At 70.0% G+C, this 12,399-nt stretch carries 11 protein-coding genes and 1 pseudogene; 3 read left to right on the forward strand and 9 right to left on the reverse strand.

Annotated features, from left to right (window positions below; translation table 11 throughout):
* Positions 1–33: 33 nt before the first annotated feature.
* Positions 34–1,107, reverse strand: coding sequence for a MerR family transcriptional regulator (locus ACIRJR_RS20440; RefSeq protein ID WP_403782521.1), 1,074 nt, complete (start codon positions 1,105–1,107; stop codon positions 34–36).
* 236 nt (positions 1,108–1,343) lie between these two features.
* On the opposite strand from ACIRJR_RS20440, the gene ACIRJR_RS20445 reads away from it, so the two are divergent.
* Entirely contained in the window at positions 1,344–1,928 is a 585-nt protein-coding gene (locus ACIRJR_RS20445) for a DinB family protein (protein ID WP_403782524.1), read from the forward strand.
* 295 nt (positions 1,929–2,223) lie between these two features.
* On the opposite strand, the gene ACIRJR_RS20450 is transcribed toward ACIRJR_RS20445, so the two are convergent.
* The 4 genes and pseudogenes from ACIRJR_RS20450 to ACIRJR_RS20465 form a co-directional block, all read right to left on the reverse strand.
* Positions 2,224–2,451, reverse strand: coding sequence for a histone-like nucleoid-structuring protein Lsr2 (locus ACIRJR_RS20450; protein ID WP_403782864.1), 228 nt, complete (start codon positions 2,449–2,451; stop codon positions 2,224–2,226).
* Positions 2,434–2,982: pseudogene (locus tag ACIRJR_RS20455) on the reverse strand (hypothetical protein); the annotation flags it as partial. The gene ACIRJR_RS20450 and the pseudogene ACIRJR_RS20455, both read right to left, overlap by 18 nt.
* A 278-nt stretch (positions 2,983–3,260) precedes the next feature.
* Positions 3,261–3,554 carry a hypothetical protein gene (locus ACIRJR_RS20460; RefSeq protein WP_403782528.1) on the reverse strand — a complete coding sequence of 98 codons (294 nt, stop codon included), beginning with the start codon at positions 3,552–3,554 and terminating at the stop codon, positions 3,261–3,263.
* A 139-nt stretch (positions 3,555–3,693) separates the two neighbouring features.
* Positions 3,694–3,849, reverse strand: a complete 156-nt coding sequence (locus tag ACIRJR_RS20465; RefSeq protein ID WP_403782531.1) for a hypothetical protein — start codon at positions 3,847–3,849, stop codon at positions 3,694–3,696.
* 380 nt (positions 3,850–4,229) lie between these two features.
* Between ACIRJR_RS20465 and ACIRJR_RS20470 the strand changes: the two genes are divergently transcribed.
* Both ACIRJR_RS20470 and ACIRJR_RS20475 read left to right on the forward strand, forming a co-directional pair.
* Positions 4,230–5,366 (forward strand): DUF1996 domain-containing protein, encoded by a 1,137-nt coding sequence (locus ACIRJR_RS20470; protein WP_403782534.1) that lies wholly within the window; start codon positions 4,230–4,232, stop codon positions 5,364–5,366.
* A gap of 95 nt (positions 5,367–5,461) precedes the next feature.
* Entirely contained in the window at positions 5,462–7,228 is a 1,767-nt protein-coding gene (locus tag ACIRJR_RS20475; RefSeq protein WP_403782536.1) for a discoidin domain-containing protein, read from the forward strand.
* 235 nt (positions 7,229–7,463) lie between these two features.
* On the opposite strand, the gene ACIRJR_RS20480 is transcribed toward ACIRJR_RS20475, so the two are convergent.
* The 4 genes from ACIRJR_RS20480 to ACIRJR_RS20495 form a co-directional block, all read right to left on the reverse strand.
* The gene (locus ACIRJR_RS20480) at positions 7,464–9,479 is read right to left on the reverse strand and encodes a hypothetical protein (RefSeq protein WP_403782539.1); all 2,016 of its coding nucleotides are present in this window, start codon (positions 9,477–9,479) and stop codon (positions 7,464–7,466) included.
* Positions 9,480–9,660: 181 nt separating this feature from the next.
* Positions 9,661–10,041: a hypothetical protein gene (locus ACIRJR_RS20485; RefSeq protein ID WP_403782542.1), complete on the reverse strand. Its 381-nt coding sequence runs from the start codon at positions 10,039–10,041 to the stop codon at positions 9,661–9,663.
* A 132-nt stretch (positions 10,042–10,173) separates the two neighbouring features.
* Positions 10,174–11,532 carry a GH1 family beta-glucosidase gene (locus tag ACIRJR_RS20490; protein WP_403782867.1) on the reverse strand — a complete coding sequence of 453 codons (1,359 nt, stop codon included), beginning with the start codon at positions 11,530–11,532 and terminating at the stop codon, positions 10,174–10,176.
* A 20-nt stretch (positions 11,533–11,552) separates the two neighbouring features.
* Entirely contained in the window at positions 11,553–12,392 is an 840-nt protein-coding gene (locus tag ACIRJR_RS20495; RefSeq protein WP_403782870.1) for a carbohydrate ABC transporter permease, read from the reverse strand.
* Positions 12,393–12,399 lie beyond the last annotated feature (7 nt).

A 12,399-nucleotide genomic window follows, 5' to 3' on the forward strand; every position in this document is an offset into this window, starting at 1 on the left:
CTGAAGCGATGAGGGTGCGGTGTGGGGGAAGAATCAGCTGGAGGTGCTGAGGGCGACGGGCATGATCAGCGTGGTGAAGCTGCCCTGATCCGCCGAACGCACCACGACAGGCCGGTCCGCGGCCGAGATCTCCAACAGGACGTCAGGACCGACACCGGTCTCCAGAGCGGAAGCCAGGACAGCGGGATCGAAGCCGATTCGCTGGGGCAGGTCTTGATGGCAGACCGCAGGCAGGACGACGGCGTCGGAGCGATCGGCCAAGGTGACGATCAGCTCGTCACAGGCGAAGCTCAGAGCGATCCGTGCAGCGTCTGCTTGGCGGTCGACCGCGTCACGAAGGGCCAGGCGATCCACGATCACACGGTATTCGGGCGGGGCCAGAGCCGAGAGCATCTCGCGGTAGGCAGGGAACAGGGCATCGGTCGTCACCAGGGCACGGGACTCCGACGTACTGTGTGCGCGGGCGCCGTCCGGTCCGACCTGGATGGTGACCTCGTGGGCTCGTGCCGCCCATTGCCCGAACTCGATCAGGCCGGCCGCGTGTACGAGCAGGCGGCAGGGACCTCCGTCGAGCGCCGTCGGCCTCAGGACGCGCATCGACAGGCGATAGCGATCAGTGGCCACCAGACGGACCTCGCCGTCATCGATCTCGATGAGGACGCAACCCAGCGCGGGGAGTTCCGTGTCGGAGGCGGCGGCCGGCACCACCTGGCGTACCGCACTGGCCAACTCCACGCCGCCGATTCGTGCTTCCGTCACACTGCCGGCAGGCGAGAGGGAACGGAGAACCACGGCGATGGCTGCCTCGGCCGTCCGCGCCTGGTCCCGCGTCCTCTCCAGGTGCCGCTCCAGCACCTCGCGGCCCTGGTGCTCGGTCCCGTCGAGCACCACGGTGACCTCAGCCAGCGGCAGTCCCGCATCCCGCAGACTGCGCAGGAGAGCGGCAGGGGCCTCCTGGGCAGGACTGTAGAAGCGGTATCCCGTCGCCCCGTCGACCCACGCCGGCCGCAGAACGCGGCAGTCGTCGTAGAAACGCAGGGCGCTCGGAGCGAGACCGACCCGCCGCGCGAAGGCGCTGATGCTCAGTAGTCCCATGGTGCCGTCCATGGCCCCGATTGTTGACGTTCATCCAACTTGAAGGTCAACTCGCCCTCCGGCCGGGTTCCAGCCTCCGCCTGGCGCGGGAGCCCCCTCAGCGTCAGCCCCCGAAGGTTGTCGAGAGCCGACGACCAAGCTCCTTGCAGGTCGGGGCGGTGACCTCAGCTGACCACGGCTCGTCCAGTCGTCGCGGACCGCGTAGGGGATATTGAGACCATGGGCAGCCCATGGCAGGCTCGTGCCGCATGATCGATGAGTTCGCGAAAGACAACCTGCGCAAGAGACTGCGGCGGGACCGTGAGGTGCTGCTCTGGAAGCTCGACGGCTTGTCCGAATACGACGCGCGCCGGCCTCTGACAGCGACCGGGACCAACCTCCTCGGTCTCGTCAAGCACGTGGCCACGGTCGAGGCCAGGTACTTCGGCGAGGTCTTCGGCCGCCCTTCCCCGGAACCGCTGTGCCGGTGGCAGGACTCCGACGGCAGCGATCAATGGGCGGCCGAGAACGAGACGCGCGATCAGATCGTCGGGTTCTACCGGCGCACGTGGGAACACTCCGAGGCGACGATCAGCGAGCTTGCCCTCGATGCCCCCGGCCACGTGCCCTGGTGGCCGGAGCCTCATGCGAACACGAACCTGTTCGCCGTCATGGTCCATGTCCTCGGCGAGACAATCCGGCACGCCGGGCACGCCGACATCCTTCGCGAGGGCGTCGACGGCCGGACCGGCATGCGCGCCGAACACGAGCAGCCTCTCGACGAGGGAGCCCGTGCAGCCTACTTCGCGAAGATCGAGCAGGCTGCCAGGACGAGCGCACCGACCAAGGGTTAGCAGGCTGTCCCACGACGTGACGTGATGTTCGAGCGGTGTGATGGGCCAGTCGTGAATCCTGGCCTGTCGAAGCGTCAGGTTCCTCATGCCCCGCGGGAGCTGGTTGCCCCGTTCTCGCCGCCGTTCGCGGCAAGAAGGGCAGCAAGCCGCACGTGCTGTCCGATGCCCAGGGTGTCCCACGCACCTTGGCGTGTCCGGCGCGACCATGCACCACGGCCTCGCCCTCAAGCCGCTCGTCCTCGGCATCCCGCCATCCGGTCAGAGCCTCGCGAAACTTGCCACGTGAGACACCCTCTCAGCTCTGTTCTGTCTCGTAAGCCACGCGGATCTCCGCCGGAACGCGCCCACGATCGTTTATGAGATGGCCGTTGGCACGCGCCCAGAGACGTATCCGCTCGTCCTCAGGGCGGGGATCGAGCCTCCTGACTCCGGCCGGCTTGCCGTGGCCTTCCTCGACCCCTGAGGAGACTCCCTCAAGCCTGTTCGCTGTCTCCCGGAAGAAGGCCGCCAACGAGGCGTACACACCCTCCTCGGGAAGGTGTGCCTCCGCCCACGCTCCGATGGTTCCGTTGCGCGTGTCCAGAAAAGTTCCGTAGAGACCGTCGCGTTCCGCAGCAATGGGCACCCACTCCCGACGCCAGAACGGATGGTCGGGGTCGGCCGACGGCTGCGTCTCCTCCAGGCTCATCCGGCTGTGGTGGACACGCTGGATGTCGGCCAGGCCAAGAAGGAGGTGACCGCCGGGTATGTCGATCTCGCACCCCAGGGCGACCAGACACGGTGGCTCCTCGGACGGCCTGTCGGGGTCGATGTCGTTCGCCGGCAACCACTGACACATCTCCTCAGGCAGCTCCACACCCATGTGCGCTTCGGCTTCACTGATGGCTGCTCGGCTTCCCGGGCCGCCGAGGGCAGCGAGAGCTCTTGGGTCGTTCCGCTCGAGCCACGCGGTCACGCGGCCCCACGCCTCTCGTGCGGACCCTGCCTCGCCCTGCGGAGTTCCACTCACGTGCGATCTCCATCCCGCCAGGGTGCACGGACACCCGGAGCACACGCATGCGTGTCGACGGCGCCCGGGGTGCGCTGCCCGGTATCCCGGACCGTGGGTTCGCCCTTCTGCGGAAGCGGTGGGCGCTGATCATCCATGGGAAAAGCGTATGCGGGACCACTGACATCGATACGCGTAGCGGGTTCCGGTGGTGGTGGATCTTCCTCTGACCGGCATCCTGCTGGGCGGTCAGCGACTGACCCCGACGAGTCGCTCAGACGACCTGAACCGCACTCGGCCTGTTCCGCCGATGATGCCCGGGGTGCCGCAGCGAACCACCACGACTACGCCGTCTCTTTCGGATCACGCTCGTGCGGCATCCCCTCTTCTTGCAGCCAGCTGAGTTGCGCCTTGCTGAGCGGAGGTTCAAAGCCTTCGGGGAACATGAGGGTGAGCGGCTGCGGCCACATGCTTTCGGGCCCGTGCCGCTCACAGTGCAGAGCCAGGAGATGGGGTCCCTGCCCGCAAGCCTCGCGCCGGTAGAAGCGTTCATGCGCCTGGCAGAAGTACGAGAACACCGTGCAGTCGTCGTCATCAGTCGACTCGTGGAGAACGGGATCCCGGAGGATCAGTGTCACCGGTTCCTGACGGTTGAACCGGGGAATCGGCCGAGGATCGCACCACAGCAGTCGAGGAGGAAGCACACGGTCATTCTGCGTTCGAGTCAGCGCGCAGACCAGACGCAGACGCCCGCGAGACGTAGTGCCGTCAGGTAGATCACGGCGGTCCTGCCATACGAGTGGCCAGGCCGCGCGACTGTTTGTATCCGTTGATGCAGCGCTCGGCCGTGTCGCGCTGCTGGTAGGCGTCCCGGTCGAAGGCCGGTGGCCTGCTGCCGCGGCGTTTGCGGTTGGCGGCCTGGTCGGCGGGCACCGGGATCGCGGCCCGGATCCCGCGCCGGCGGAGACGGGTCCGGATCTCGCGGGACGAGTAGGCCCCGGCGCCGCATCTGTCCCGGTCTCAGGGCTCCTCGGCCCGCTCGGCGGTGAAGCCCCGGACATGGAGCGCATGCGGAGGGTCCGCCCGACGCGGCGCGACCGGGGTGCCGGTCCCAGCCCCGTGGGATAGCCGTCCCAACTCCCTGCCGGCCGGACGCCGTTCACCAACTATTGACATGTTCTCAGCAGCGGCGTAACACTGGCACCGCTTGGGAGAGCGCTCTCCCGAGTGATCGCAGGACGCAGCGTCCAGCTCAACTCTCCCCCCACCGCGCACCCGATGTGCGCGGACGCAGAGCGCGCATGGAGGTCCGCATGGCCGAAAGACTCAGTAGAAGAACCCTGGTGTCCGCGCTTGTCGTAGCCACCGCACTGGCCCTGGTCGTCATGGGGCTCACCGCGATCACCCGCGCCGGCGGCCCGGCGGTCGGTGCGGCCCCGAAGGCCGTCGCAGGTGAGCCCGTCGGGGCGTCACACGTCATGCAGGGGGGTCGGCAGATGCAGGGCCACGCCATGGCGGCGGCCGACCCCGTCCCTTCCGGTGACGACCCCGACGGTGACGGCTACATCCCGGCGAATCCGCCGGTCACCGGGGTGGAACCGTCCACCGAGATCCCGCCCCACCGGTACTTCCACGAGTTCCAGGCGAACTGCTCGGTGAATCACACCGGTTCGGTCGACCCGATCGTCTATCCCGGTCAGACCGGGAAGTCCCACAACCACACGTTCATGGGGAACGACACCACGGACGAGAACAGCACCACCGCCTCGCTCGGCGCGGGCGGTACCGCGTGCAAGGCGCCCGGCGACCTGTCCGCGTACTGGATGCCGACCCTCTACAAGGGGGACCAGGAGATCCGCCCGGTCGGTCCGCAGACCATCTACTACAAGGCGGGTGTCACCGACTACCGGACCGTGCGGCCGTTCCCCGCGGGGCTGCGCTTCGTCGTCGGCAGTCCGACGCAGACGGCGCAGGAGTTCCGCGACCACCCGGGCATGGTCGAGGGTTACGAGTGCGGCGAGAGCTACCACAACTACGAGTTCCCGGCCACGTGTCCGACCAGCCAGGACACCCAGCTGAACCTCCGTATGCAGGCTCCCAGTTGCTGGGACGGGAGGAATCTGGACACCCCGGACCACAAGGCCCACATGGCCTATCCGATCGTCATGGGTGCCAACCAGGACGTCTGCCCGGCCACTCACCCCGTCGCGCTGCCGATGATCGAGTTCAAGATGGCCTGGCCGGTGAACGGTGACATGTCGCAGGTGAGGCTGGCGAGCGGCACCGGCCACTCCTTCCACTACGACTTCTTCAACGCCTGGGACGACGCCACGCTGGACGCGATGGTCGACCACTGCATCGTGGGCGGTCTCCAGTGCGACGCCCGGGGCTACGACCAGAACAACCCCGGTGAGGGTGCCGCTCTGGACGAGAACTACGAACTGCCCTGACCGCCCCTGTTCCTCCCTCATGGGTGCTCCGCGCCCATGAGGGAGAGCGCTCTCCCACCTCCACCCCCTCTCCCCACGAGGAGCTGTGTCCCCCCATGAAACTGCCACGTCCCACCCTTCAGGCCCGCGGCCGCAGACGTGCGACGGCACGCCTCGCCATCACCGCGCTCGTCGCCGCGGGAGCGGCCACCCTGCCCGTGCCCGCCGCGCAGGCGGCCGGAAGCGTGGTGAAGGTCGAGGGCTCACAGGGTGCCTGGAAGCTGACCGTCGACGGGTCGCCGTACACCGTCAAGGGACTGACCTGGGGCCCGGCCGTCGCCGACGCCGGGAAGTACATGCCCGACATCAAGTCGATGGGCGTCAACACCATCCGGACCTGGGGCACCGACGCCACCACGAAGCCGCTGCTCGACAGCGCGGCCGAGCACGGCATCAAGGTCGTCGCCGGCTTCTGGCTCCAGCCCGGCGGCGGTCCCGGAAGCGGCGGGTGCGTCAATTACCTGACGGACACCGACTACAAGAACAACATGCTCGCCGAGTTCCCCAAGTGGGTGGAGACCTACAAGGACCATCCCGGTGTCCTCATGTGGAACGTGGGCAACGAATCCGTGCTCGGCCTGCAGAACTGCTACAGCGGTGACGCCCTGGAGCAGCAGCGCGACGCCTACACGACCTTCGTGAACGACATCACCAAGAAGATCCACGCCGTCGACGCCGACCACCCCGTCACCTCCACCGACGCGTGGACCGGCGCCTGGTCGTACTACAAGAAGAACGCGCCGGACCTGGACCTGTACGCCGTGAACTCCTACGGCGCCGTCTGTGACATCCGCAAGACGTGGGAGGACGGGGACTTCGACAAGCCCTACATCGTCACCGAGGGCGGCCCGGCAGGCGAGTGGGAGGTCCCCGACGATGCCAACGGCGTCCCGGACGAGCCGACCGATGTGGCCAAGGCGGAGGGCTACGAACGGGCCTGGCAGTGCGTCACGGGTCACACCGGAGTGGCCCTCGGGGCGACACTGTTCCACTACGGCACGGAGTACGACTTCGGCGGCGTCTGGTTCAACCTGCTCCCGGCGGGCCAGAAGCGGCTCTCGTACTACGCGGTGAAGAAGGCGTACGGGGCGGACACCTCGGGCGACAACACACCGCCGGTGATCACCGGAATGAGCGTGGACAACGGATCGGCGGTCCAGGCGGGCAAGCCCTTCACCCTGAAGGCATCCGTCGCCGACCCGGACGGCGACCCGCTCACGCACCAGGTGCTGTTCGGCAGCAAGTACGTGGACGACAGCGGGCAGCTCAACGACGCACGGTTCACGGACAAGGGCGACGGCACCTTCGAGGTGACCGCACCCGACCGCCTCGGCGTGTGGAAGGTGTACCTCAAGAGCTCGGACGGCAAGGGCAACGTCGGCATCGAGACCAAGTCCTTCAAGGTCGTCCCGCCGGTGGTCGGCGGCACGAACCTGGCGGCGGGCAAGCCGGCCACGGCGTCCACCTTCCAGCAGGACAGCACCGGCTGCCCCTGCCCCGCGGGCAACGCCGTCGACGGGTCCTTCGACACCCGCTGGGCCAGCGACTGGGCCGATCAGCAGTGGATCCAGGTGGACCTCGGAGCGAAGACCGCGTTCAACCACGTGCAGCTCGCCTGGGAGGCCGCGTACGCCAAGGGGTACACCCTGCAGACCTCGGACGACGGCCAGGACTGGACCACGGTCCACACCGTCACCGAGGGCAACGGAGGGATCGACGACATCGACGTCACGGGTGAGGCGCGATACGTACGGGTGAACACCTCCGTACGCGGTACGCCCTGGGGTTACTCGCTCTACAAATTCGGCGTCTACCGGAGCTGACCTCCCCAGAGCCCGCCGCACCGTCCCATCCCCCGCCGTCGGTGCGGCAGGGAGGTCCGCGGCGGGTCACGGACCCCCGTGACCCGCCGCGGACCCGTGCCGTGTCGGCGGAAGCAGGTCCGTGCCGTGCCGGCCGCCCCGGCCCCGTGGCGCCGGCCCCGACGCAGGCCCGGGCGTGCACGGGCTGCCGTGGACCCGCGTGAACGGCCCTCGGGGCGCCGAAGGTGAGGACCTGTCACCGGACGGAGGACATCGTCCCGCCGCCCCGCAGGTACGCGTTCACCCGGACGGCTGTGTCCTGGGGCGCGCGGACGGCCAGCGTCGGGCCGTCGGAGTCGCCCCGCACGGAGCCCGCGACCTCGATCCGCTCCACGGCGCGGCTGCCGGCGGCGAGTACGTACCAGGCCCCGGTCGGCGCCTTCCAGCGGGTGTCGGCGACGACGTGCTGGCCGAAGCGGCTGCACAGGGCGGTGTTCCGGCGGTCCGACACCACCTCGGCCCGTGCGGTGGGGGACGCGGCGGGCGGGACGAACTGCACCAGGACCCGGCCGGGACCGGTCCACGTGTCCGCCCGGGTGCACATCCAGTCCGCGCTGGAACGGGTGCCGGGCAACGGCTGCCGCGCGAACTGCCAGTTGTTGACGGCCCGCACACCGGCACCGCGCAGGTCCCGCAGCGAACAGGCCGTGCGGGCCCAGCCGGTCAGGGCCTCGGGGCCCGTCGCCTCACGCGGCTGTCTGGCCGGAGCGCCGGATCCGGGCCTGGGAGTGTGGGTGAGGTGCGCCGGAGCGAGTTCGCCGAGATCGGTGACGAGGAAGGCGTGCCGCTCCACGATCTTCTCCGACGACCGCAGCTGCATCACCGGCCAGGAGACGCATCCCCCGCCCTGCGCCGGACGCGGAACCGCAGCCGTGATCCCGTCCGGGTCGACCGCCAGCGGCTGTGACGGTGTGCCAGGTGTGAGCAGGTCGCGGGTCGCCGACTCCGCCACCCAGGGCGCCAGCAGGTACCGCGCGGACCTGCCTGTGCGGCTGACGGCCACGGCGGCGGCCGTGGTGACGTCCGCGTCGTCGACCCGGGCGAAGTCCAGGGCGGGGGAGCCCTTCCCGGAGAGCGCCTCCGCGTACCGGACGACGCGTACACCACCGTCGTGGAACAGCACCACGGCCTCGCGGCCCAGCTCGCCCGCGAACAGCAGCCGGGGATGCTGGGCCGGGGGTACGACGGTGGTGCCTGGGGTGGTGGTGAGGGCGGCGTCCGCGGGCGGATCGGCCCAGCTGCCCAGCGCACGCTCCAGCAGCTTCCGGTCGCCGGTCCGGCCGCCCCGCGGCGGCCAGGCGCTGAAGTCCACCCGGGACGTGTCCGCCCACTGCCCCGGCGCCGTCCGCAGCAGGGCCGCCGGATCGAGGGCCCCACCCGGCACCGTCCCACGCAAGGCCGGTGCCGGGAGCCGGACATCGTCGGTCCCGGCTCCGGAACCGGCCGACAGGGCGAGGCCGCCCGCCGTGGCCAGGAGCACCAGGGCCGCCGCGCCCGCCCGTACCCGGTGCCGGCGCCGCAGCAGGTCGCTGGGGCGCGTCTGCACCGTGCAGGGATCGAACTCCTCCGACCGCAGCATGCGCCGGACCCGGTCCTGATCGGTCCCCGCCACCCGCTCCGCGGCGTGCACGGCGTCGGCCGGACCGGCCACGCCCGCCTCGGCCAGCAAGGCCCGGGTGCTGTCACAGGAAAGGGACTCCAGCAGGCGCAGGCCCAGGGCCGCCCGGACCGGCGCCGGCACGTCCGCCAGGGTGCGGTCCAGCGCGAACTCGTCCATCCCGCCCGCCCGGGGGAAGAGCCGGAGCCCTCGCACCACCGGCACCGAAGGACGCAGTGCCGCCGGTGAGGGCAGCCGTCCCGGCCACCACCGGGGCTTCCGCTCGTACGCCAGGGCGGAGCGCACGACCCGAAGGCGGACTCCGGCGTAGGCGGGCGTGTGCGTGCTGTCGCGCGCGGCGCCGCCGGACCGTGGGGCGGGCACTGCCGGGAGGCCGTCGGCGCCCTTCGCCGGACGCGCGCTGCCGCGCACGGCCCGTTGTACGGCGGCGTGCGCGGCGAGCACCCTGCGGTGCCGGCCGAGGGCCGGAGGCAGAGTGAGGTAGGCCAGGCGGACAAGGCGCGGGTAGTGCTCGACGAGTGCCGCCTCGGCCTCCTTCACGCAGGGGCGCGCGCCGGGACCGAGGATGCGAAGCGGCGGGGGATGGAGCGGCATGGGGTGGTGCCTCCGAGCCGTGGGCAGAGAACCGTCACTCCGGCAAACGAGCCAATCGTGTGACGGTCACATCAGCCCGTCGCCGGCGCTCACCGTTCCCCGTACCGGACGACCCGGTGGCCGCGGCCCCCGGGCGCACGCCGCGACCGGCCGTCTGCCGGTCCTTGCGCTCCTGCCCCTGCTACAGGGGCCCCTCCGGACCCTCGTCGCCCGCGCTCAACTCCTCGGCCCGCAGGGCCAGATCCTGAAGCACATCGGCTGAGGTCACGTCCTCCTGCCCGCTGTCGTGGATCTGCGCCAGCGCGATGAAGGCCAGGGTGAACGCTCCGACCAGTTGCTCGACGGCGCCGCCCACCTCGCGCCCCACGAGGGCGGCCATCTCCTCGACGGTGGCGTCGGAGGGGATGGCGATGTGCGGCATCGTCTCGTTGAGCAGGGTCGTCACCATGTTTCCGCCCGCGTCCGGGTCACCGCTGCCGTCGTCCTCCTCGGCGTGGCGCTGCATCTCGCCCGCCTCCGTGAGGATGCCGATCACTCGCTTGAGGACTTCGCTCTGCTCCATACGGCGAGCATAAGCGCCTGACCTCCCACGTCTGATCGCCCTCCGGTGGTGTGCCGGACGGCACAGCCCCCGGACACCGGCAGTTCGGGATGCCGGTGCCCGGGGGCTGGGGCCATCGCCCGGGTGAGGGACTCAGACCGCGTCGAGGCGGCCGTCGCCCGAGTGCGCGCGGATCAGTTCGGCATAGCGCCGCCCGCTGCTCTTGACGGTGCGGCGCTGGGTCGCGTAGTCGACGTGGACCAGTCCGAAGCGCTTGTCGTAGCCGTACGCCCACTCGAAGTTGTCCAGGAGCGACCACGCGAAGTAGCCGGCGAGCGGGGCGCCCTTACGGACGGCCCGGGCGCAGGCGGCCAGGTGTTCCTCCAGGTACCGCGTGCGCTCCGGGTCGTGCACGGAGCCGTCGGCGCCGACGACGTCCCGGTAGGCCGAGCCGTTCTCGGTGACGTAGATCCGCCGGGCGCCGTACTCCTCGGTGAGGCGCAGCAGCAGCTGCTCCAGGCCCTCGGAGTGGACCTCCCAGTCCATGTGGGTGTGCCGGGCGCCCGGCAGGTGGACCTGCCGGGCATGGGGGACGGCGCCGTGGGGATCCGCTGTGACGACCTGACGGAAGTAGTAGTTCAGGCCGATCCAGTCCAGCGGTGCCGCGATGGTCTCCAGGTCGCCCGGACGCTCGGGCAGCTCGACGCCGTACAGGTCGAGCATGTCCTGCGGGTAGCCGCGGCCGTGGATGGGGTCCAGCCACCAGCGGTTGATGTGGCCGTCCGCGCGTACGGCGGCGGCCAGATCGGCCTCGCCCGCGCTCGCGGGCTCGATCGGGCTGAGGTTGTTGACGATGCCGACGCGGGCGTCCGGGGACTGCGCCCGGATGGCCCGTACGGCGAGACCGTGGCCGAGGTGCAGGTGGTACGAGGCGCGGACGGCGGCCGTGAGGTCGGTCAGCCCCGGGGCCATCTTCCCCTCGAGGTGGCCGATCCAGGCCGAGCAGAGCGGCTCGTTGAGCGTCGCCCAGTCCTTCACCCGGTCGCCGAGACGCTCGACGACGACGGAGGCGTACGCCGCGAAGTGCTCGGCCGTCTCCCGGACGGTCCACCCGCCCCGGTCCTGGAGCGCCTGGGGCAGGTCCCAGTGGTACAGGGTGGCGAACGGCGTGACGCCGGCCTCCAGGAGGCCGTCGACCAGCCGGTCGTAGAAGTCGAGACCGGCCTTGTTCACCGGGCCGTCGCCGCCGGGCACCACGCGCGGCCAGGCCACCGAGAAGCGGTAGGCGCCCGCGCCGAGCTGCTTCATCAGACCGATGTCCTCGGGGACCCGGTGGTAGTGGTCGCAGGCCACGTCGCCGGTGTCACCGTTGTCTACGGCGCCCGGGGTGTGCGAGAAGGTGTCCCAGATCGAGGGGGCACGGCCGTCCTCGGCCACCGCGCCCTCGATCTGGTACGCGGCCGTGGCCACACCCCAGGTGAAGTCGGCCGGGAGGCCGGTGAGGTCGTTCACTGACTGCCTTTCCACGTCGGTCACTTGACGGCTCCCGCCGTGAGCCCGGCGACGAGGTAGCGCTGCAGGAGCAGGAACCCGGCGACGACGGGCACGCTGACGACGAGCGAGGCGGCCATGACCTGGTTCCAGTACACGTCGTTCTGGGTGGCGTAGCCCTGCAGGCCCACCGCCAGGGTGCGGGTGGTGTCGTTCGTCATCACGGAGGCGAACATCACCTCGCCCCACGCCGTCATGAACGCGTACACGGAGACGGCGACGATTCCCGGCACCGCCGCCGGTACGACGACACGGAACAGGGCCCGCACCGGGCCGCAGCCGTCCACCATCGCGGCCTCGTCGAGGTCCCTGGGGATGGAGTCGAAGTAGCCGATCAGCATCCAGATGGAGAAGGGCAGCGAGAACGTCAGATAGGTGAGGATCAGTCCGCCCCGCGAGCCGTACAGGGCCAGCCCGGTGCTGTTGCCGATGTTGACGAAGATCAGGAACAGCGGGAGGAGGAAGAGGATCCCCGGGAACATCTGGGTGGAGAGGACCGTGACGGTGAAGACGCGCTTGCCGCGGAAGCTGTAGCGGCTCACGGCATAGGCCGAGAACACCGCGATGATCACCGACAGGACGGTTGCCGCACCCGCCACGATCAGCGAGTTCACGAAGTACCGGGCGAGTGGGACGGTCTTCCAGATGTCGAAGTACGGCTGGATGGTCAACTCGTCCGGAATCCACTGGAACTTGCCCGACACGTCCTGGAGCGGCTTCAGGGAGCTGCTGATCATGACGTAGACCGGCAGCAGGACGAATCCCGCGAGCAGGGTCAGGATGACGCGGCGGGCCCAGAGGAAGGACTGCGGCGCGGCCATGGGGGAC

Source organism: Streptomyces sp. NPDC102402 (genome assembly GCF_044765765.1).
Classification (GTDB): Bacteria; Actinomycetota; Actinomycetes; order Streptomycetales; family Streptomycetaceae; genus Streptomyces.